At 69.7% G+C, this 21,768-nt stretch carries 16 protein-coding genes and 1 pseudogene; 7 read left to right on the top strand and 10 right to left on the bottom strand.

Features of this window, described 5'->3' with window-relative positions; translation table 11 throughout:
- Positions 1 to 52: 52 nt before the first annotated feature.
- Entirely contained in the window at positions 53 to 187 is a 135-nt protein-coding gene (locus RM425_RS15710) for a hypothetical protein (protein WP_311346155.1), read from the bottom strand.
- A gap of 509 nt (positions 188 to 696) precedes the next feature.
- Here RM425_RS15710 and RM425_RS21695 point away from each other — a divergent pair.
- Positions 697 to 984 (top strand): hypothetical protein, encoded by a 288-nt coding sequence (locus RM425_RS21695; RefSeq protein ID WP_396137058.1) that lies wholly within the window; start codon positions 697 to 699, stop codon positions 982 to 984.
- A gap of 1,154 nt (positions 985 to 2,138) precedes the next feature.
- Here the strand turns inward: RM425_RS21695 and RM425_RS21690 are convergent.
- A complete protein-coding gene (locus tag RM425_RS21690; protein ID WP_396137057.1) occupies positions 2,139 to 3,617 on the bottom strand; it encodes an oligosaccharide flippase family protein in 1,479 nt (492 codons plus the stop codon).
- On the bottom strand, positions 3,607 to 4,320 hold the full coding sequence (locus RM425_RS15700; RefSeq protein ID WP_311346154.1) for a hypothetical protein: 714 nt from the start codon (positions 4,318 to 4,320) through the stop codon (positions 3,607 to 3,609). The genes RM425_RS21690 and RM425_RS15700 overlap by 11 nt, the downstream gene beginning before the upstream one ends.
- An 833-nt stretch (positions 4,321 to 5,153) precedes the next feature.
- Here RM425_RS15700 and RM425_RS15695 point away from each other — a divergent pair.
- Complete coding sequence (locus RM425_RS15695; protein WP_311346153.1) at positions 5,154 to 5,804, top strand: O-antigen ligase family protein; 651 nt, start codon at positions 5,154 to 5,156, stop codon at positions 5,802 to 5,804.
- Positions 5,801 to 6,616 carry a glycosyltransferase gene (locus tag RM425_RS21685; protein WP_396137056.1) on the top strand — a complete coding sequence of 272 codons (816 nt, stop codon included), beginning with the start codon at positions 5,801 to 5,803 and terminating at the stop codon, positions 6,614 to 6,616. The genes RM425_RS15695 and RM425_RS21685 overlap by 4 nt, the downstream gene beginning before the upstream one ends.
- Before the next feature lie 695 nt (positions 6,617 to 7,311).
- On the opposite strand, the gene nrfD is transcribed toward RM425_RS21685, so the two are convergent.
- The 7 genes and pseudogenes from nrfD to RM425_RS15660 form a co-directional block, all read right to left on the bottom strand.
- On the bottom strand, positions 7,312 to 8,352 hold the full coding sequence (nrfD, locus tag RM425_RS15690) for an NrfD/PsrC family molybdoenzyme membrane anchor subunit (protein ID WP_311346152.1): 1,041 nt from the start codon (positions 8,350 to 8,352) through the stop codon (positions 7,312 to 7,314).
- Between the two features lie 19 nt (positions 8,353 to 8,371).
- Positions 8,372 to 9,436, bottom strand: coding sequence for a 4Fe-4S dicluster domain-containing protein (locus RM425_RS15685; protein WP_311346151.1), 1,065 nt, complete (start codon positions 9,434 to 9,436; stop codon positions 8,372 to 8,374).
- A pseudogene (gene fdh, locus RM425_RS15680) lies at positions 9,433 to 12,735 on the bottom strand (formate dehydrogenase). Before fdh ends, RM425_RS15685 begins: the two are co-directional and overlap by 4 nt.
- 805 nt (positions 12,736 to 13,540) lie before the next feature.
- Positions 13,541 to 13,759: a hypothetical protein gene (locus tag RM425_RS15675; RefSeq protein WP_311346150.1), complete on the bottom strand. Its 219-nt coding sequence runs from the start codon at positions 13,757 to 13,759 to the stop codon at positions 13,541 to 13,543.
- A gap of 136 nt (positions 13,760 to 13,895) precedes the next feature.
- Positions 13,896 to 14,024: a hypothetical protein gene (locus tag RM425_RS15670; protein ID WP_311346149.1), complete on the bottom strand. Its 129-nt coding sequence runs from the start codon at positions 14,022 to 14,024 to the stop codon at positions 13,896 to 13,898.
- A gap of 199 nt (positions 14,025 to 14,223) precedes the next feature.
- Positions 14,224 to 14,820 carry a hypothetical protein gene (locus RM425_RS15665; protein WP_311346148.1) on the bottom strand — a complete coding sequence of 199 codons (597 nt, stop codon included), beginning with the start codon at positions 14,818 to 14,820 and terminating at the stop codon, positions 14,224 to 14,226.
- Between the two features lie 118 nt (positions 14,821 to 14,938).
- Positions 14,939 to 15,448, bottom strand: a complete 510-nt coding sequence (locus RM425_RS15660; RefSeq protein ID WP_311346147.1) for a GNAT family N-acetyltransferase — start codon at positions 15,446 to 15,448, stop codon at positions 14,939 to 14,941.
- 133 nt (positions 15,449 to 15,581) lie between these two features.
- Between RM425_RS15660 and RM425_RS15655 the strand changes: the two genes are divergently transcribed.
- The 4 genes from RM425_RS15655 (at position 15,582) to RM425_RS15640 (ending at position 21,684) form a co-directional block, all read left to right on the top strand.
- Entirely contained in the window at positions 15,582 to 17,495 is a 1,914-nt protein-coding gene (locus tag RM425_RS15655) for a putative bifunctional diguanylate cyclase/phosphodiesterase (protein WP_311346146.1), read from the top strand.
- Positions 17,492 to 20,059, top strand: a complete 2,568-nt coding sequence (locus tag RM425_RS15650; RefSeq protein WP_311346145.1) for a diguanylate cyclase domain-containing protein — start codon at positions 17,492 to 17,494, stop codon at positions 20,057 to 20,059. Before RM425_RS15655 ends, RM425_RS15650 begins: the two co-directional genes overlap by 4 nt.
- An 82-nt stretch (positions 20,060 to 20,141) precedes the next feature.
- Complete coding sequence (locus tag RM425_RS15645) at positions 20,142 to 20,600, top strand: DUF5313 family protein (protein ID WP_311346144.1); 459 nt, start codon at positions 20,142 to 20,144, stop codon at positions 20,598 to 20,600.
- Positions 20,601 to 20,709: 109 nt separating this feature from the next.
- Positions 20,710 to 21,684 carry a glucosyl-3-phosphoglycerate synthase gene (locus RM425_RS15640; RefSeq protein WP_311346143.1) on the top strand — a complete coding sequence of 325 codons (975 nt, stop codon included), beginning with the start codon at positions 20,710 to 20,712 and terminating at the stop codon, positions 21,682 to 21,684.
- Positions 21,685 to 21,768: the final 84 nt, after the last annotated feature.

Here is a 21,768-nt window from a genome sequence, read left to right as displayed (position 1 = left end):
GACCTTCAACTTCGTGATCTTGTGGCAGACCGTTGGGGCGGAGCCGCGCGGGTCAGGCGCCTACTGAGGCTCGGCGGTGGCTGGCGCGCGCCTGCACGCCCGAGGCGGCGACGGCGGCGAGTAGTGCGCCATGTTGGTTCGCCCAGATGGTGAGGGCGAGCCACGTCGACTCCAGCAGAAACATCACCCGGTAAGCCTGCAACCGGACCACCGCTCACGAGGCAGGCGCGCCGCGGCGCGCCAGGAGGTCGTGGCGGCTGAGGCACCCGGGGCTGGTGAGCAGAGCGCGCTAGGTGGACTCGCCACGGACGTTGGTGACGACATCCGGGACTGCCCAAGGTTCAGTTGACTCCTTGCCTGTGAGGCTGCGGCCTCGCTGGAAGGATCAGCATCGTGCCCAAGCCGTTCCCCAAGGAGTTCCGGCGTGACGTGATCGCGGTGGCCCAGCAGGGTGACCAGTCGATCGCGCATGTCGCCAGCAGCTTTGGGATCTCCAGTCCTGCCTGCAACGCTGGCCGAAGGTCGCCGACCGCGATGACGGCCTCACCGCCGCGACCTTCTCGACGGCCGGCTCGAGCGCCGGCGTCGACCTGGAGGCCGCGAATAGGGAGCTGCGCAGCGGGCCAAGTAGCTGGAGCAGGAGAAAGAGATCCGGCGCCGGGCCACGGCCTACTTCGCCCGCGACGTTCTCCCAAGATGATGTACCCGCTGGTCCAAAATCTCGCCGCCGATAAGATCCCCGTCGCGGTGACCTGCCGGGTGCTCGGCTTCTCCAAGCAGGCCTTCTACAAATGGCAGGCCAACCCGGTCAGCCAGCGCGATTGGGACGACGCGCACCTGATCAACGCAGCGATCGACATCCACCACGACGACCCCGAGTTCGGCTACCGTTCATCGCCGCCGAACTCGCCGACCAGGGCATGCGGGCCTCCCCGCCCCTACCAAACAGAGTCCACTGAAGGCTGGGGAGTCCCCCAACGATGACTTGGAACTGGTCCTTGTTGGCGCAGCGGCAGAGCTTGCCTCGGCGGCGGGGTGGTCGGTGGTGTCGATCAGCCGCAGGTAGTTGTGCCTGGCGGTGGACTCCCGCCGCACTAAGGTCGTCCTGCACCGGCGGTCCGAGGCTGCAGCTCAGGCTGCGCTTTCGCGAGTGGACTGATCAAGGCCGCTCCGATGAGCACAGCCGATGACCCGGTTGCGCGAGCCGGCAGCCCCTGGTCGGCGAGCTCGTCGGCGATGAACTGGTGGCCGATCTCTCGGCCATCGCGGAGGGTGCAGCGCCGTTGATCAGGTGCGCATCGTCCCAGTCGCGCTGGCTCACCGGGCTCACCTGCTACTCGTCGACAGCCTGCTCGCAGAAGCGGTCACGCGGCCAAGCCACCGAAATCACGTCACGCCGGAACTCCCTGGGGAACGGCTTAGGCACGATGCTGCTCCTTCCAGCAAGGCCGAAAACCTCATCGGCAATGTCAACCGAACCGTTGGCAGTTCCCCACGGTCCTTCCTCGGGGTGTTCGCAGGGGAGAGACGTTCTGTCGTTGTACCCTCCCCCAAAGCCAAGTGTTCCGACGCTCCGGCCATTGGCGACCAGCTGTGTCGTTCGGCGTGACGCGAGAAGCGATCGACACCCCGCTCTCGGCCAGGCGGAGGCGAACAAGGCGCGATCATGGCACCGGAGAGATCGCCCGAAAGCGGCCCTGCCCGGCACCGGCGCGGTGATGACCATGGCCAGCATCTACGGATGCACAGCAATGATTGAGGCGGGCCGACAAGATACCCGCGATACGTCGACCATACAGCCGATGCCGACGGCACGTGATTGGCCGCGTGCCGTCTGAGCTTACTGCGCTTCAGTTCGCCATGGGTAGGGGACGGGCGCCGAAGCGACGCAACGCCGCTTGCGACCTGAACGGCGCGTCGCACTTAGTCGCGAGCCTCCCGACCTACTTGTACTGCCCCCGCTTGCCTGCCAAGGGGGGAAGTCGCAGGAACACTACGCCGATCCTTGGCTAGTCTTCAGAACGCCGCCCAATTGCGACGATTACATGCTTGTAGCGCTGACTCCCGACGGTCCGCGTTGATGGCCGCCGAACCCAGGAACGACCCAAGTGGCTCGTATCCTTTGGTGAAAGCACTTCTCATGTAGCAGAATCGCGACGAGCTCGGAGGTCCTTCCAGCTTCTCCGACAAAGCGCGGCAGCGAGTAGGAGCGAAACGCTCGCGGCAACTCCGACGCTGATCGCCACCTCCGTGGCTGGGGCCGCCGTTGTGGCATCTCCGACGATCCACGTTGTCACCGCACAGGTTGCGGCGACAAGACCGGCTCGAGAGATACTACTGAGTTGTCTGCGCCAGCCCTCGGTCAGCACTCGGGACGCACTAAGCGTGAACCAGAACAGTGACAACCATGAAGCACCAGCCACCGCCAACGCCACCAGTATCGGCTCTCCCTGTGCAGCCATCGCAGAGACGCCCGCGACAGTCACGGCGGCGCTCAGCAAAGAGCTTTGGAACTGTAGAGTCGTCCGCCCGAAGGCCTGAAGCAACGCTAGGGCCAGGGATCGAAGCACGAGAGCCGGGATGCTTAGACTGAGGACAGCCATACTAGCCGCGGCAGGCCGCCATCCAGGCCCCAATGCGAGTTGCAGTAATGACGAGCTCGCCGAAGCCAAGATGGCTGCCACAGCTGTCGAGCTGATCAGGAGAACTGCTCGGAGAGCATGATACTGCCTCGAGAGCGTCGCAACGTCGTCCCTCACAGCGGCGAAGCTTCTTATGGCTACACGATGGACCATGAAGCTAAGCGACGCAGCCGGGATGTTGGCCATCGACGAAGCGCGCGAGTAATAGCCGAGCGTTGCTAGGCTGCCCGTCACTGACAGTGCTAGCCGATCGATGCCAGAGCTAAGGTTAGTCAGCAACTCGCTCCCCGTTGCTGGACCAGCAAACCTCACCAAGCCCTTTACAGCTGGGGCATCAGAGCGCGCCCGAGGCCTCCACCGCACGATGGAAAACGCAGCGATCGTGACTACAAGCGTGCCCACTACCGGCCCGAGGACCAACGCTTGGGCACCTCGACCTTGGACTGCGGCTGTAACGCTGGTTCCTAAAGAAGCAAGGGCACCTGCGACCTCCAATAAGCCCACGGTGCCGAACCGCCCCGCCTTGAGGAGTAATCCCATCGGGACCGTTGCCTGTCCGAAAACATACATGGGCGCGACCGCATATAGCAGGGGTGCGAGTTCTGGTTCTCCATACAACCTTGATAACGGTTGCGCTAAGGCAAGAAAGGTGCCAGTTAGAATGACTCCGATAAGGAAGCTGAGGAGAACCGCGGTGTCTACGGCGAGGTCGCGGAGTTGAGGTTGGTAAACCAAGTAGAAGGAAAGTGCAGCTTCATTTACGACGAAGGCGAAGGCGGTAAGCGTTAGTACAATCGTCGCTAGGCCATAGTCGCTGGGCGTCAACAATCTACCAAGTACAACCAGTCCAGAAAGTTGAAGCAGCTGGACGAAGAGCCGTGCCACTAGCGTTGGCGTTGCGCCACGAAAAGCAGATTCTTTCCTGCCTGTTCTTTCCAGCCTACTGAGTGTCCTGTCGACTCGCTCACTCGTCACTAGTGGCTCGCTGGCGGCCGGCTTGATTCCCGCGCCGACTCGCCGCCGACTGCTGGCGCCCGTCACGGAAGACGACCAGAAGGACAGCCAGGACCGTCCCTACCAGCGCAGCACCGAGCGCATTACGAAGTCGGTCGGGATACGTGACGGTGAAGCCGCCGGCGGAGTTTGCGATAACGGCACGATATCGTTGGGCGACCGGGGCATCCGCGTCGTCCTGCAGTTCGACAAGGCGCTCGTTAGCTATATCCTCGGTCACCCCAAGAGCCTGACTCACACCGCGGGCAGTCGAAGCCGACGACTCGATCGACAGATAGGGAGGGCGTGAGATGTCGTCATATGTAATGGAAATCGAAGCATCATCGCGCGTGACCTCGAGGGTCTCTACTTCCAGTCCCGGGCCAGCGGCAACCGCCTTATCTGTTGGCACCGCGTCGGCGAGCACCTGCTGAAGAACTCCAGCTAGGGCGTTGGCTGCTCCCGCCGACGTAAAGGGGTTGGTGGCCGGATTCACGTCCACAGGTGATGCTAGGGCGACAGATAGCTCTTGATTCGGTACGACAACGAGAGTTGCGGCGCCCGCATATTGGCGGGGAGCCGTCAAGTACAGCACAGAGGCGGCCGCCGCCACGACCACGAGCAAGAAACCAGCAAGGAGGCGGTGCTGGCTCATAATCCTGAGTACTGTCGCCAGTGTCATCACCCGAGAAGCTCCTCGTTGCAGCAGTTCGCCTAGGCTGGCGGCGCACGCGCCTATCGACAGCGGCGGCATAGCGTAGCCTAGCGTTACGCGAAGGTGCGAAGGTGCGAAGGACGGGCGTTATGGCACTTGGGGGAGCAAGTGGGCCTCCCACGCAGGTCCATATGCTTGGGCGGCATCGGGCACCCGATCGACTGTGGCCGGACCCGGCGTTCCTCCTGCTCGCAACACTTCTCGTACTCCCGAGCGAGCTCAGCTTGGCTGGGCCGCTAAGATCTAACGGGACGCCGGCACGTATAGCTGGATACGTTTGCCTATTGCTTGCAATGGCGGCGTATGCGCATAATCCGAATAGGGCGCCGGCTGGTCGACCATATCGGACGCTGCTGCTGATTCTGCTAGGTCAGAGTGTTGTCTCGTATGCCATGTTCTTGCAGAACGGCCCATCACCAGGTCAAGCAGCCACTTCCCTGCGAACGGTCCTACTGATCGCAGCGTGCGTCGGGCTTGCCTTAAGGCTCACGGATTTACTCGCAGAGCGTCGACTGAGCGATGAAGTATTTGCGCTTCTGCTCATCTTGGGTGCAGGATTCGTTGGGCTGGTGGCCGTGCTGCAGGCGGGGGGACTTGTTGCGTCATGGGGAAATCTGTTCCGATTGCCAGGGACACAACTCGTCCCTGAGCCGGGTGGACTAACTGAGCGCTTCGGCGCCGTGCGGGTACTGGGAACCACAGGCCACGCAATTGAGTACTCAGTCATACTTGCCGCCATCCTGCCCCTCGCTGTCTGGATGGCTCGCTATAGTTCGACGGTATGGCGTCGGCGGATCGGGCACTTGACCACCGCGTTGATTGCCTGCTCCCTCCCGCTTGGGATTTCACGCACCGCCGTTATTTGCATTTTGGTGGGTCTGGCGGTGTGGAGCGTGTTCCTGCCAGCTTCGTCCCGCCTAAGCCTGGCGGCTGCTGTGTTGGCGGCCACGGCCGCCGCTGCGATGGCCTTGCCATCCTATGTCAGCTCTCTGGCGCAAAGCTTTCAGGGCGCAGGAACAGACAATAGCGTTGCGGGTCGGTTGGACGATTACCCCATCGTCTTGGACAGCGTGAGAGAGCATCCCCTCTTCGGTCAGCCTCTACCGTTGCGCGGACTTATTCTGGACAATCAATGGCTTGCGACCTTGGTCGACGGTGGACTCTTCGCGGCCGGGACCTTTGCAATAGTGGCTGTGGTGACACCACTCTATCTGGGATCGCGAGTGCTGGGTAGGCGCGATATCGCTGCAGGCCGCCGCGCCTACGTAGGTGCACTGGTTGCGGGATCCCTGACTGTTGCTGTAGGTGCCCTGTCATTCGATCTGCTCTCCTTCCCGCAGTCCACCTTCCTGCTGTTCGCCTTTTTGGGCGCACTGTTCGGGTCGTCGGCGCAAGCGAACAGCACGGCGAGCCGCAGTGTCGGGGGCCGTCAACTCGGAAGCGGAGAAACATGACGACCGTGATTATCCCAGCGCATGATGAGGCCGCCACGATTCGTGAGGTCCTACATCGCGTTCTCGACGACTTCACGGACGAGCCGTGCAATGTATTGGTTGTAGCGAATGGCTGCACGGATGGAACCGCCGATGCAGCGCGTGAGGTCAGTGCCGATATCGAGGTTGTAGAAATGGAGGCCGTCGGCAAGAGCGGAGCACTCCGACGTGGCGACGAGCTCGCGCGCTCGTTCCCGAGAATCTACCTAGACGCAGACGTCGAGGTAGAGCCGGGAGCACTTCGCGGTCTGGCGACCGCTCTCCGTAAGGACGGGATTCACGCGGCGGGACTCACTGTCAGAGTGGACACCACCGGCTGCTCTTGGCTAGTCGGGCGATACTTCCGGTACTGGGAGCGTCGCAGGGTACTGCACGACGCGTATGTTGGATCTGGAGTGTACGGCCTCAGCGAACAAGGCCACGCGGCGATTGCGCCATTCCCAGAAATAGTGGCCGACGATCACTACGTTCGCACGTCTTTTCCGCGCGACAATCGACGACAGCTATGCAAGACGGTAACCGTCTTTCCGCCGCGGAACTACAAGTCCTTGATTCGCCGCGGAGTTAGAATCCAGAAGGGGAATCGTCAGGTATCTTCTACGGTTGCAGACCGGGCGCCTCGACCTACCGAGTGGGGCTTGGCCCACCCATTGGATGCGCTCGCTTTCTTCGCAACCAGTCTGTTGATACGCTTCCTCGTCCGACTGAGTGGGACGAAAGGAGACATCGCTTGGTCGCGAGACGAGTCATCGCGACGAGGTCGAACGGCCTGACGTCTGGGTGGACACGCCAATCTGGTCGTGGTTGGCGGAGGTCTGTCATATCTGCCCATCTGTCGATGGGTTGACTGGCGGGGGTTAGCGTACCGACTGCCTGAATCCGAAGGTACAGACGCCCATAAATAGCAGATGGGGAAAGACCGCGTCAACGTCGGACGCGCTAGCGGCACTGGCGGCGCAAAGCTCCTTTAGTACGCCGAGACCGAGCTCAACTGATGACTGACGGACAGGTGCATGTGTGCCGGTTGGCCCGTGCCGGAGCTGACGCCGACCCGCCATAACGTCGCCCGTGCGAGGAAGCCCCTTAAGGTAGCGGCTCGACAACTCAGCTCCGCGGCGTAACCGGACCGCAACCGGACAGGGAATTCTACAGCCGGTCTCGGCCGAGCGGACCCAAAGCGCCGCGTGCTTGCGAGGTGGGGCGGAACACTCTGGGCCTCAATGAATCGGACTGTCTTCCACAATTTCGGGAGCTGGAGCACAAACATTCCGCCGCCGCGTGTCCACGCCAGCGAACACCGCGCGGACCGGCTGCAGCCGACCTCTCCTGGCTCGCTGGCCGGTGAGCCCTTGGCCGGTGACGCGCGGCGCTACCGCCAGGGCACCCAGCGACACGCGGCGTCGAATCTTGGGTCCTCGAGGGCAGTTGGGAAGCGCGCCGGCATCCCACGTGGGTACTCCGGCCGGCCTCATAGCGTCCACAAGCCTTTGTCGGCAACCTGGGCGGCCATCCGCGCGCGCTGCGGGATGACGATGTACTTCGGGTCCTTGGTGCTGGCGATGCCTGCCTCGAAGACGCCGAACCGGGTGAGCAGCGAGCCGGCCGCCAATAGCGTTCCTGACGCAACCGCACCCCACCGCCGGCGCCCGCCCACGACGGCCAACCCCGCCCCGGCGGCGGTGCACGCCCGCGCGGCCCGCATGAACTTCCCCGGGCGCCCCTCGTGGTACGGCTCGGCCTCGATGCGGTCGCTGCCCTCGATCCCGCGAATAACGGCGAGTTCGATGCCGGCGCCGAGGATCGCCATCTTCCGCGCCGGCTCCGCCTCCCCCACCGGCGTCAGCGCCATGCAGATGCCCCCACCGGCCGCCATCGCCGAGCCGCCGAAGACGAACGGCAGCTTGCTGTGGAACTCGTGCCACGACGGCACCGCGGTGTTGGCCAGCAGCACGCCGGTGTAGGTGGCCAGCGGCCCCCCGAACACGGCGGCCACCGCGCCACCGAAGCGCTTGAGCCGCGGGAACCAGCCCAGCAGCTCCACCGCCGCCGTCGCCCCGGCCGCCGCGCTGAACGGCGCCAGGATGTAGGTGCCCACCGACAGCGGCGAGGTCACCTTGAACACCCGCAGCATGTGCAGGAACCGCTCGGGCCGGCCCAGGTCGTGGATGAGGAACACCACCGACAGGATCGATCCGCCGCCGGCGGTCAGCCGGGCGGTGCGGGTCAGCGCCGGACGGTCGGTGACGTCGGCCAGCGCACCGAGGATCGCCGACGAGCCGGCCGCTCCCCCGAGGAACAGGTAGAGCGGCACGTCGGGCGATTTCCACACCGGCGTCTTGACGATCTGCCGGCCGTAGTACGAGGTGAACTCGACGTCGTCGACCATGGCGACCTCGCCGCGGCCGCGACCGCCACCGCGCTTGCGGCGCTTCCTGGCCGGCTGCTGCGTCGCCGGGCCCCGGTCGGCCTGGCGCCACCCCGCGCCCGGGCTGGTGATCCCGCCGGTCACGAGCGCCCTCCCCCGGCCATCAACGCCTCCGCGAGCCGAGGATCGCCGTGACGGCGACCCCGATCATCATCGCCGCGGCCTGACCGGCCGCCTTCCACATGGCCGGCAGGTCGCGGGTGGTCACGATCGGGTCCGGCGGCAGCCCGTACACCTCCGGCTCGTCGAGAAGCAGGAAGAACGCCCCGACCCCGCCGACGCCGTCGCTCTCGTCGCGGCCGTACAGCCGCGCCGTCTCCACGCCCTGGTCCTTGAGGGTCGCCAGCCGGGCGTCGGCGCGGGCCTGCAGCTCGTCGAGATCGCCGAACTGGATCGACTGCGTGGGGCAGGCCGTGGCGCACGCGGGCTGCAGCCCGTCGGTCAGCCGGTCGTAGCACATCGTGCACTTGAAGACCCGGCCGTCGTCCTTGCGCTGGTCGATGACGCCGTAGGGGCAGGCGGCGACGCAGTAGCCGCAGCCGTTGCAGATGTCGCCCTGCACCACCACGGTGCCGAACTCGGTGCGGAACAGCGCCCCGGTCGGGCAGACGTCCAGGCAGCCGGCGTGCGTGCAGTGCTTGCAGACGTCGGAGCTCATCAGCCACCGCACCTGCTTGTCCGCGCCGCTCTGGCCGGTCTGCGGATCGAACTCGCTCAGCGCCTCGACGTTGAGCACGCTGGCCTGCGCCTTCGCGGTGCTGTCGTGGTCGCCGCACCCGGAGACCGACGGGCCGGAGCCCTGCCGGTCGTCGCCCGGCCGGCCGAAGGTCGGCATCGGCAGGTCCACCGCACGGCTCTGCTCGATGAACGCCACGTGCCGCCAGGAGTTGGCGCCCAGCTGGCCGGTGTTGTCGTAGGACATCCCGGACAGGCCGATCGCGTCCCGCACACCGTGCGAGTCGTCCATCGGCAGGGTGTTCCACTCCTTGCAGGCCACCTCGCACGCCTTGCACCCGATGCACACCGACGTGTCGGTGAAGAACCCCACGCGCGCGGGGTGCTCGTCGGTGTAGCCGGACTGTTCCGTCACGTCGGGCACCGGGCCGTAGAGCCGGTTTCCGGGGTCGCGGCCGGTGAACGCTGCGCTCGCCGAGCTGATGGAGGTCATGTCTGGGTCGACCCTTCTCCGGCTTCGGCCGCCACCGGGTCGCGGCCGTTGAGCCCCACGCGGCCCGAGGCCACCCCGGCCCGCTGCCGGTAGGACTCCACGAACTCGAGCAGCGCAGGCCCGCGCGGGCGTCGTCCCGGCACGATGTCGGCGGTGCTGACCTTGTCCTCCTGGATGTGCGTGTTCGCGTCCAGCACGATCCCGAGCAGGTCGTTGGCGGAATCCCCGGTGGAGATGCCGCTGTAGGACCAGTGGTACGGCATGCCGATCTGGTGCACGACCGTGCCGTTGCGCAGCCTGATGGGCCGCATCCGCTCGGTGACCAGCACCTTCGCCTCGATCGCCGTCCGGGCGCTGACCAGCGTGGCGTACTCGCCGTTGGTCAGGCCGCGCAGGCGGGCGAGCTCCGGGCTCACCTCGACGAAGAACTCCGGCTGGAGCTCGGCCAGATAGGGCAGCGTGCGGCTCATCGCCCCCGCGGTGTGGTGCTCGGTGAGCCGGTAGGTGGTCACCTGGAACGGGAAGACGTCGCTGCGCGAGGGGTTCTCCCGGTTCCACGGGCCGGGGATGCGTTCGATCGTCGGGTTCGCCTGCACCTCGTACAGCGCGTTCTCGACGACGGACTCGGCCGGCTCGTAGTGGGTCGGCAGCGGCCCGTCCACCAGTCCGGCGGGCGCGTAGAGCCAGCCCTTGCCGTCGCCCTGCATGACGAACGGGTCGTCGCCGCGCAGCGCGTCCTGCGCCCGCGCATCGTCGGGCGGCACGTAGTCGGGACGCTTGTTCTTCTCGAAGTCAGGGACGTCCAGTCCGGTCCACTCGCCGGCGTCCTCGTCCCACCACACGTACTGCTTACGCTCGCTCCACGGCTTGCCGTCGGGATCGGCCGAGGCGCGGTTGTAGAGGATGCGGCGGTTGAGCGGCCAGGCCCAGCCCCACTCCGGTGCCGCGGGGCCCTGCTCGGCCGCCGGCATGCGGCGACGGGCCTGGTTGACGCCGTCGGCGTAGACGCCGGTGTAGATCCAGCAGCCGCCGCTGGTCGAGCCGTCGTCCTTCATCTGCATGTAGGAGTTCAGCAGCTGACCGTCGGGGCCGGTGCCGTTGATCTCGCGCAGCACCGCGTCGGCGTCCGGCTCGTTCCGCTCGCCGTGCACCGGATAGCCCCAGGTGAGGTCCAGCAGCGGGCGGTCGCGCGGGTCGGTGGAGTCCTTCAGCCGCTCGCGGAGGATGCGGCCCAGGTGGAAGTAGAACCAGAGGTCACTGCGCGCGTCGTCCGGCGGCTCGACCGCCTTGTCCCGCCACTGCAGCATCCGCTGGGTCTGGGTGAAGGTGCCCTCCTTCTCCACGTGCGTCGCCGCGGGCATGAAGAAGACCTCGGTGCCGATCGAGTCGGGGGACAGCTCGCCGGTCTCGATCTCCGGCGCCTGGTGCCAGAAGGTCGCCGACTCGATCATCTGCAGGTCACGGACGACCAGCCAGTCGAGGTTGGCCAGGCCGAACCGGTTCATCCGGCCGTTCGGGTGCCCCACCACGGGGTTCTCCCCGACCAGGAAGTAGCCCGAGACCTTCCCCTCGATCATGTCGGCGATCGTGCGGTAGGAGCTGTGGTCGCCGTTGATCCTGGGCAGGTAGTCGAAGGCGAAGTCGTTCTCCGCCGTCGCCGCGTCGCCCCACCAGGCCTTGAGCAGGCTGACCATGTAGGCGCGCTTGTGGCCCCAGAAGCCCGCCTTGCCGGCGGCGTCGGCGACGTAGTCGTCGAGGTCGTCGTGCTGCAGTGCGTGCGGCATCGGCAGGTAGCCCGGCAGGATGTTGTACAGCGTCGGGATGTCGGTCGACCCCTGGATGCTGGCGTGGCCGCGCAGCGCCATGATCCCGCCGCCGGGACGGCCGATGTTGCCGAGCAGGAGCTGCAGGATCGAGCAGGTGCGGATGTACTGCGCGCCGACGCTGTGCTGCGTCCAGCCCACCGAGTAGACCCACGCCGTCGTCCGGTCGCGGCCGCTGTTCTCGGTGACCCACTTCGCGACCTGCTCGAACACCTCGGGCTCGATGCCGCAGACCTCGGACACCATCTCCGGCGTGTAGCGGGCGTAGTGCCGCTTGAGGATCTGGAAGACCGAGCGCGGGTGCTGCAGCGTCTCGTCGCGTTTGGGCTTGCCCGGGATCGGCGGCCCGCCACTGCCGGCTGCCTGCGCGCGGTCTGACCTGGTGACCGACGGCGCATCGTCGGTCCGGTCCTGCTCCGCGGCCTCGGCCGGGTCGTCGGCGTCCGACTGCGGCGGCTCCTCGAGGTCGTACTGCCAGCTGGTCTCGTCGTAGGTGCTGGTCTCCGGGTCGAAGCCGGAGAACAGGCCGCCGAGGTCCTCCGCGTCGACGAACTCCTCACCGATCAGCGCCGCGGCGTTCGTGTAGGCGGTGACGTACTCCTCGAAGTACAGCTCGTTGTCGAGCACGTACCTGATCAGACCGCCGAGGAAGGCGATGTCGCTGCCCATCCGCAGCGGCACGTGCAGGTCGGCGATCGCGCTGGTCCGGGTGAACCGCGGGTCGATGTGGATGACCTTCGCGCCGCGCGCCTTGGCCTCGGCCACCCACTGGAAGCCCACCGGGTGGCACTCGGCCATGTTCGAGCCCTCGATGACGATGCAGTCGGCGTTCGCGAGGTCCTGCTGGGTGTTCGTGGCGCCACCACGACCGAACGAGGCACCCAGACCGGGCACCGTGGAGGAGTGCTATATGCGCGCCTGGTTCTCGATCTGGATGGCGCCCATGGCGCTGTAGAGCTTCTTCATGAGGTAGTTCTCCTCGTTGTCGAGGGTCGCCCCTCCGAGGCTCGCTATCCCCATGGTGCGGTTGACGCGCTTGCCGCCGTCCTCGTCCTGCCAGCCCTTCTTCCGGGCCTCCAGGACGCGGTCGGCGATCATCTCCATCGCCGTGTCGAGGTCGAGGTCCTCCCACTCCGTCCCGAACGGACGGCGGTACTTGACCGTGGTGACCCGGGTCGGGCTGGTGACCAGCTGCTTGCTGGCGCTGCCCTTGGGGCAGAGCCGCCCGCGGTTGACCGGCGAGTCGGGGTTGCCCTCGATCTGGACGATCTTCTCGTCCTTCACGTACACGTTCTGCGCGCAGCCGACGGCGCAGTACGGGCAGACGCTCTTCACGACCCTGTCCGCGGTGGCCGTGCGCGACACCGTCGCCTCGGTGCCCTTGCTGCGCGCCGCCTTGCCGCGCCCGAACGGGTCCGAGCCGGTGAGCTGCCGGTACACCGGCCAGCTGTCGAGCCAGGTCTTCACCCGGCTCATGCTGCCACCGGCTCCGGGATCCGGCCCGGCGACGGCGGTCAGATCCGCCGGCCGCCCTCCGTCCGGTGCTTGGCCCCGCCATCCCGGCACAGGTCGTGCGTGCGCGGCGACGCGTTCCACCGGGGATTGAGCCAGGCGGCGCCCTGCCGCACCGCGCGGGACCCAGATGGATAGGCAGAAGACGACGTCCGCCCAGTGCCGAGACTGAGCTTTCTGGTCATCTTCACCTAGCCGGCCTGGTACCCGGTTCGCTGCAACAGCGAGAGCATGAGCGTGGCGCTGGGTGAGACGCGTGGGCACAAGCTCTATGGCCTTCGCGTGCAGTTCGCGAGGGGCGCTCAGTCCTGGGGGTCCACCGGAGGAGGCCGACGCTGGCCGCGCCGTTCGGGCCGGCCGCGCCGCGCCCAGTCGTTGCGCTCCGCTCTGCGGGCCCCGCGGCCGATCTGGACCCCGGGGCCACCGCCGCCGCAGCCCACCCGAGCGCCCACATCCACCACTCCATGCCTGATGCTCGCACCGAGAAGCGGTTTGGGATGCGTCGTCAGGCGCGGTGTCGACCGCCCTCCAGGCCCTGCCTGGAACCGCATCCTGGGCACTGGTTGTAGCGGCGCACATCGGGATCCCAACCTGGCTGCATCAGCTGGCGGCCGCGGCGCACCCGGCGCGACTCAACCATGTCCAAGCCCTGGTGCCCGCAGATGCTGCAGACCTCTCGGTTCGTGCCGAGGGTCCTCCGGCTTCGCTCCTCGGCGGCCATACCTGAGTCCTACCCGACCGCGCGGATAGACGCCCGCTCGAAGGGCCGTCAGCGGTGGCGCTGCCCCGGCAGAGTCACCAGCCGACCCAGGGCCAGCATGGATGCGGCCCATCCGAGGAGCACGAAGGCGTCTCCGACATGAAGTCCGCGCGTGGCACTCATGCGGATCAGCACGGGGCCGTCATTGATGTATTCGCCCGTCACCAGCAGCAGCGTGAAGCCCGTCAGCACACCGGCAACGACCGCAAGGGACAGCCAGCGAAGCACCCCTCGACCGTAACGGAGCGGGCCGGCGGGGAGTCGACGAGCGCGAGCGTCATGCGCCCTGGCTAGCGCGCCGGCGTGGCCTCCGGGTGAACGGCGGGCCAGGACTGAGCGGCCGCTCGGCTTCTCGTCGGCGTGCTCACACCAGCACGTCGCCGTCGAGGTCCAGCCCGAGGGCGGCGGCGGCGCCGGCAGCCACGAGCCAGAACCCGATGCTGAGGTACCGCCGCACGGCCTCGGCCGGCTGGTGCTGCAGCCCGTGTTCCATGGCGTCCCCCTTCGTCGCAGGGGCCGAAGCTACGGGCCGTGCAGGGGGAACGACTGAGGGATGGGACGGATGTGACGGGAGGTGCGCACCGCGCCCGACCCGTCACAGTTCCCATCGGGGCACCCCGTGGTCGCCCCGATGGGAACTGCCGGAATGGAGCCGGTGGAGCGCCGGTCCCCCGGCCGGCGCTCCACCGAGATCAGCGGCTGCCGCCGTCGCGCTGGGCGGCGGTGAACACGAACTCGAGCGTGCTCTTCTGGTTCTGCATCGCGTCGCCGCCGGTGGTCGGGAAGGAGACGGTGGCCAGCAGATGGTCGGTCGCACCGGCCGCCAGGCTGTGGGCGCCGAGCAGCTCGGCGCTGGCGGCGATCGGCCCGGCGTAGAGCGGGTCGGCCCCGGCGGCGCACGACCAGGCGGCACCCGAACGCACCCATGCCGTCTCGCACGTGTCCACCTCCAGCTGCAGCCCGTGCACCGGGTCGCTGTCGAGCCGGCTCGAGACGGCGGCCGACGAGACCAGGGTGACCGATGACAGGTCGACGGTGCCACCGTTGCGCAGGTCCATGGGGAAGTAGCCCACGTCGCCCGGCATCAGCGTGGCGGTCGTGACGGGCACCGGTGCAGAGGTGCCGGCAGCCGACACGTCGATGGAGAGCACCCCGGTGTCCACGCCGGCGTCGACCGCCTCGGTGCTGCCGGTGAACTGACCGAAGCTGCTCAGACCGGCCACCGCCACGGCGACGCCGACCACGACGACCGACCCGGCGACCTTCGCGGTGCTGGTGGTGGTGCTCATGCTCGGACTCCCCGGGCTCGCAGAGCGGCTGTTCCGCTCCTGTCTCGCCGTCGACCCTGGGGCCCCATGCGCATGGGTGACCGGAGGGTTCCGCAAGGGATCCGCAAGATCCCAGCGGTCAGGTCAGGTCCGCCTGCAGCAGCAGGGTGTCCAGCCAACGCCCGTGCTTGAACCCGACCGCGCGCAGCCGGCCGACCTCGACGAAGCCGAGCGCGGCGTGCAGCCGGACCGACGACGGATCGCCGCCGTCGGCGACCACCGCGATCACCTGCCGCGCACCCGCCGCCCGCGCCCGGTCCAGCACGGCGCTGAGCAGCGCCCGGCCGGCACCGCGCCCGGTGCGCCCGGGCGCCAGGTAGATCGTGTCCTCCACGGTCTGCCGGTAGGCGGGCTTTCCCCGCCACGGGGCCACGTAGCCGAAGCCGGCCAGCCCGTCGGAGTCCTCGGCGACCAGGAACGGCCAGCCGGCGGCCGCCAGATCCGTGAGCTTCGCCGTCCACCAGCCCGGCTCGGGCGCCGTCAGGTCGAAGGTGGCCACGCTGTGCTCCACGTAGTGGGCGTAGATCGCGGCGATCGCCGCCGCGTCGTCCGCCGTGGCCGGGCGGATGGGCCCAGGCGTCGTCTCCACGGCGCAGCACCCTAGGCGCACTCCCGCCGCCGGTCTTTTCCGCCGTCCCCGTCCCGCGCCGCCCTGACCCCAAGGGGTGAGCACACGTGCGGGCGGGCTGCAGCCGGGCCGGCCGGCTCCCGAGAACTGAGGGGTGACCACCGCGTCCGGCCCGGGGCAGTCCCCGGTCCACTCCCCAGCGCCGCCCCGCAGCGGACGCACCGGGGCCCTCGCGGTGCCCGGAGCCGCGCTCGCGATCGCCCCGGGAGTCGCCGCTCTGCTCGCCCTGGACGCCCCGTCCGGCGTCGTCGTCGCCGTCGGCGGACTGCTCGCCCTGCTGACCGTCCAGCTCCTGCTGTGGCGGCGCCAGCACCGGCTCTCCGGCGCCCTGCAACGCAGCCAGAGCTCGCTGCGCACGCTGGTGCGCAGCAGCGTCGACCCGGTCGTGATCCTCGACGACTCGCTGCGCATCACCTTCGCCTCCGACGCCGCCGGCGAGCTGCTCGGCCTCGGCATCCCCGACCTCGTCGGCGTGCACATCGGCGACACCGTCCACCCCGACGACCGCTCGGCCCTGTTCGGCGCCCTCGACGGCGACGGCGAGTCCGCCGTCCGCACCGCGCGCGTCCGCCAGGGCGACGGCCGCTGGCGGCTGGTCCAGGCCACCGTGCGCGACCTGCGCGGCGACCCGGAGATCGGTGCGCTCGTCCTGCACTGCCGCGACGTGAGTCCCAGCGCCCCTGCCCCCGGCGCCGACTCCGAGCTGCTCGAGCTCTCCCTCACCGACCCGGTCACCGGCCTGCCCAACCGCACCGCGCTGATGCGGCGCCTGAGCGCGGTCCAGCGCGGGCCGCGCAACCGCAGCGCCGCCATCGCGGTGATCGGCGTCGACCGCACCGAGGAGCTCTCCCCGGGCGAGGAGGCGACGCTGCTGCGCGCGCTCACCTCGCGGATCTCCCGCGCCCTGCGCGGCGAGGACTGGCTGGCCCGCAGCACCGACGGCGACTTCGTCGTCCTGGTCCAGGGCAGCATCTCCGACGCCGAGGCCGTGGCGCAGCGGTTGATCGCCACGGTCGGCCCGCTGGCCACGACGACCGGCACCCTGCCCCTTACCGCGGTGGCCGGCGTCAGCCGGCTCTCCGCCGACCTCGAGCCCGCCGAGGCCCTGCGCCGCGCCGACCTCGCCCTGCGCAGCGCCCGCCGCGCCGGCAGCGGCTCCGTGCACCGGTACGACGACGCCCTGCGCACCGAGCAGGACCGGCGCAGCACGCTGCGCGCCGACCTGGACGGCGCTCTGGAGCGCGGCGAGCTGCGGCTGGTGTTCCAGCCCGTGGTCGACGCCGTCCTGCACCGCACCGTCACCGTCGAGGCGCTGCTGCGCTGGCGGCACCCCCTGCTCGGCGACATCTCCCCCGTGGAGTTCGTGCCGCTGGCCGAGGAGTCCGCGCTCATCACCGCCGTCGGCCGCTGGGTGCTGCTCGACGCCTGCCGCACCGTCGCCGCACTGGACGGCGGGCAGCCGGGGGCCGACGCGCTCAACGTCGCGGTCAACGTCTCCGCCCGCCAGGTGCGCAGCGGCGAACTGGTCCCCGACGTGCTCGCCGCGCTCGCGGATAGCGGCCTGCACCCCTCCCGGCTGCTCGTGGAGATCACCGAGTCCGTGCTGCTCGACGACGCGCACGTCATCGAGGACCTCGCCGCCCTGCGCCGGCTCGGCGTCCGCATCGCCGTCGACGACTTCGGCACCGGGTGGTCCTCGCTGGCCTACCTGGTCGGGATGCCCGTCGACGTCCTCAAGATGGACCAGTACTTCCTCGCCGACGTCGAGCACGACCCGGCCCGCCGCGCCATGTGCCGGGCCGTGCTGCAGCTCGGGTCCAGCCTGGGGCTGCCCGTCATCGTCGAGGGCGTCAACACCCCGGCCACCCTGGCGCTGCTGCGCGACATGGGGCACCGCTACCTGCAGGGCTTCCTGCTGTCCCGCCCGCTGGAGACCGCACAGCTCGCCGACGGCCTGGAGCTCGCCGCGAGCGCGCTGCGGGCCCGCGGTCCGGTCGTCCTGCCGTGAGCGGCCTGCCCCGCGGGCTCGGGTGGACCCTGGCGCTCGGGCTGGTCGGGCTGGCGTTCGCCGTGCCGTACAGCGCTCCGGACGGCACGGGCATGCAGTGGGACGCGCTCGTGCTGGGCTCGATCGCCCTCGGCAGCGCGTGGATGGCGTTCCGACGCATCCGGCTCATGGACCGCGTCGCCGCGCGCCCCTGGTGGCCGCCGGTGGTCGGCGCCCTGTGCGTCGCCGTCGCCCAGTTCCTCGCCGGCCTCTTCCCGGGGCCGGCGTTCGACGGGTTCGGGGCCGACGACGTCGTCTTCCTCGCCGGCGCCACCACGCCGCTGATCACCTGCGCCCTGCTGGCCCGGCGGGTCATCCGCACCCGGTGGTCGGCGCTGATCGTCGACGGCCTGCTCACCACGACCGCGCTGCTGGTCATCACCGAGCTGCTGCGGACGCCGCTGCTGGACCCGGCCGGCACGCCCGGGGACCTGCGCGCGCTCGTGCTCGTCCACGGCGGCTGCACGGCCGTTCTGCTCGGCGGTGCGGGCGCGCTGTGCGCCGTCTCCACCCAGGCGCTGCGCTCCGCTGCGACCACCATGATCGGCGCGGTCGCCGCCCAGGCGACGGGGTCGGCCTGCGAGGCCATGGGGATCGTGGCCCCCTCCCCGCTGTGGACCGCGGGTTCCGACCTCGCCGTCGCCGCCGCCCTGCTGCTCTCCGCGCTGGCGGTCCACCGGGCCCCCCTGCGGACGGCCGACCGCACCGCCCGCGCCTCGGCCCCCGTGGTCGGCACCGCCGGCGTGGCGCTCGTGGTCCTCGCGATGGCCGGCCTGCCGGTGGCCCTGGGCCTGGCGCTGGCCGCTGACCAGCCGCTGTCGGGAGCCGCCGCGCTCGGCTGCTGCGCCGTGTTCGCGCTCATGGCGCTGCGGCTGGTGCTGCGCATCCGCGAGGACCGCCGGCTGACCGAGGACCTCGTGCGCGCCGAGGAGGACTTCCGCGAGCTGATCGAGGCCAGCTCCGACGGCATCGCGATCATGGACGGGAACTACCGGCTGCTGTTCACCTCCCCCGCCGCCCGCACCCTCCTGGGCATCGACGGCGGCCGCGAGGGCGCCGAGGACGTCACCCTGATGGAGCTCGTCCGGCTCGAGGATCGGACCGCACTCCGCGCTGCGACGGAGGACTCCCCCGCCGGTACCCGCTCCCCGCTGCTCCTGGGCGTCCTGGGTGCCGACGGCGAACCGCGCGAGCTGGAGGCCACCTGCTCCGAGCGGCCCGGCAGCGGACGGCGCGTGCTGTACCTGCGCGACGTCACCTCCCGCCGTCGCCGCGAGCGCGAGCTGGAGCGGATGGCCTACACCGACCACCTGACCCGGCTGCCCAACCGCGCCGTGCTGTTCCAGGAGCTCGGCGCCACCACCTCGGCGGAGCGCTGCCTGCTGGTGCTGGACATGGACGGCTTCAAGGCGGTCAACGACCGCGCCGGCCACGAGGCCGGTGACCAGCTCCTCGTCGAGGTCGCCCGCCGGCTGCACACCGTGGTCCGCGACACCGACCTGGTCACCCGCCTCGGTGGCGACGAGTTCGCCGTCGTGGTGACCGGCACCCTCGCCGACGCCGAGGACGTGGCCACCCGCATCGTGCAGGTGATGGCTCTGCCCTACCGCGTCGACGGCGCCGTCTTCGCCGTCGGCGCCAGCGTGGGCATCGGCGTCCTCGGATCCGGCGGTGGGCAGCTCGCCTTCCGCGAGGCCGACGCCGCGCTGCGTGCCGCCAAGGCCGCCGGCAAGGGCTGCATCCGGATCGCCGGCGCCGACCGCGAGGAGAACCGCGTCCCGGTGGCGGACTACTACGAGCGCCGGGCGGAGGGCGCGATGCGGCTGCGGCTGGACGGCGCCTTCGGGCCCGACCACCGCCTCGAGCTCGTGCACGCGCTGCCCGCGTGGTCGCACGCGGAGCTCGGCACCCTGGACGGGGCCGACATCTGGACCTCCTCCGAGCGGCACGGCCGCAGCGCCGACCTGCAGCGATGGGTGATCCAGCACGCCTGCGCCGCCGCCGCCGAGCTGCCCGACCCGCGCGTCGGCGTCGTCGTCAGCCTGCCCGCCGGGCACGTGACCGTCGACGGGCTCGCCGCCGAGGTGGCCGCCGCCCTCGCCGACAGCGGGCTGGAGCCCGCCCGGCTGGTCGTCTCCTTCACCGAGGAGACGCTGCTGACCGCGCCGGCCGCCCTGGTCGGCGAGCTCGAGGCGATCCGCGCGAGCGGCGTCCGGCTCTGCCTGGACGACTACGGCATGGGCTACAGCCTCTACGCCCAGCTCGCCCGCATCTCCCTCGACCTGGTCCGCGTGGACCTGGGCCGGCTCGCCGCCGCCCAGGACCTCGGCCACGCGCGGCAGGTGCTCGCCGCGATCGTGCGGACGACCGACGGCTTCGGGATCGACGTCGTCGCCGGCGGCATCAGCTCCCCGGAGATGCACGAGGCCGCGACCACCGCGGGCGTCCGACTGCTGCAGGGGCGGGCGCTGCCGCACGACCTCGGTCCCGAGGACGTCGCCGACCTGCTCGCCGCCGCCGTCTGACCCGCCGGGACGCCGTTCCGGCCCTCGCGGGCGCCCGACCGCCGGGTGGTCACAATGAGCGGGACCGGAGAGGCAGGCGACCGTGGCCGAGGATCGAGCAGGAACCGGCAGTGCCGGTGCGGCGCTGCGCCGGCCCGGTCCGCTGTGGTGGCTCTGGTACGCGCTGGGCGGCAGACTGCCGGAGCGGTTCAGCCCCTGGGTCCTGCACGACACGACGACGCGCTCCTGGGTCGTGCGGCACATGGCCCGCGCGTTCGTGCAGATGATGGTGCCGATCGGGCTGGTGCTACTCCTCCTGCCCGGCGAGTTCTGGATCCGCGGGATGGCCGCGTTCGGCGGGCTCCTGCTCGGGATGTTCTACTCGGTCGCCTACATGCCCGAGGCCGCCGAGCACCGGGTCAAGCAGGCCGGCTACTCCGTGGGCACCGCCACGGCGGTGCGCGAGGAAGCCGCCCGCACGCGCCACGCGGAGGACAGCGTCCGCCGCCGGGCGGCCGCGGCCCGGCGCGCCGCCCGCTACCGGGAGCGCCAGGGCCACTGAGCCCCGGACGCCGTAATGCGGTGACGCCGCGGCGACGGGCCCGGGACCGGCGGGTGAACACCCTCACAGGGCAGTGGTGCGAACCGGGATCGTCGTCGACAGTGAGGCGATGCGACCCGATGCCCGAGCCTGGTTCCGCGGCCGCACCACGTCCGCGCCCTCCCTCGACGCCATCGACGTCGACGGGCTGATCTCCGCCAAGCGGCGCAGCGGCTCGCGCGTCAGCGTCGTCCTCCCCGCCCGCAACGAGCAGGCGACGGTGGGGCTGCTGGTCTCCGACATCGCCGAGCGCTGGATGCACCGCACCCGGCTGGTCGACGAGCTCGTGGTCGTCGACTCGGACTCCACCGACGCGACCGCCGCCGTCGCCCGGGCCGCCGGCGCCGAGGTCGTCGCCACCACCGACGTGCTCATCTCGCACGGCACCCGGCCCGGCAAGGGCGAGGCGCTGTGGAAGTCCCTGGCGGTCACCACCGGCGACCTCGTCGTCTTCCTCGACTCCGACCTTAAGGGCGACGTCAGCCACTACGTCCCCGGGCTGCTCGGGCCGCTGCTGACCGATCCGCACGTGCAGTACGTGAAGGGCTGCTACACCCGGCCGCTGGAGATCGACGGGGTCAGCGTCCCGTCCGGCGGTGGCCGGGTGACCGAGCTGACCGCGCGGCCGCTGCTCAACGCCCTGTGGCCCGAGCTCGCCGGCTTCGTGCAGCCGCTGGGCGGCGAGTACGCCGGCCGGCGGTCCGCGCTGGAGCAGGTGCCCTTCGCCGGCGCCTACGGCGTCGAGATCGGGCTGCTGGTCGACCTGCTGGAGCTGGTGGGGCTCGGCGGGCTCGCCCAGGTCGACCTCGGCGTCCGCCGGCACACCTCGCAGAGCCAGGAGGCGCTCGGTGCGATGGCCGGGCAGGTCGTCTCCACGGTGCTCGCCCGGGCCGGGTCCGCGCCGGCCGCCGGTGGGCTGCTCACCCAGTTCCGGCACGACGGCGCGGGGTTCGTGCCCCGCAGCACGGCCGTGGCCCTGGACGAGCGGCCGCCGATGGCGACCGTCCCCGAGTACCAGGCCCGCGCCGCCATCCTGGCCGGCTGACCTGCGCCATCGGCGCTCCTGTCGCGGGAGCGGCGGCGGCCGAGGGAGGATTCCCCGGTGCTCGTCGCTCCTCCCGCCCCGCCC

It is taken from the genome of Blastococcus goldschmidtiae (assembly GCF_031845325.1).
Taxonomy (GTDB): domain Bacteria; phylum Actinomycetota; class Actinomycetes; order Mycobacteriales; family Geodermatophilaceae; genus Blastococcus; species Blastococcus goldschmidtiae.
The sequence above is the reverse complement of the archived record's forward strand: the minus strand, read 5'-3'. Positions and strand labels throughout refer to the sequence as shown.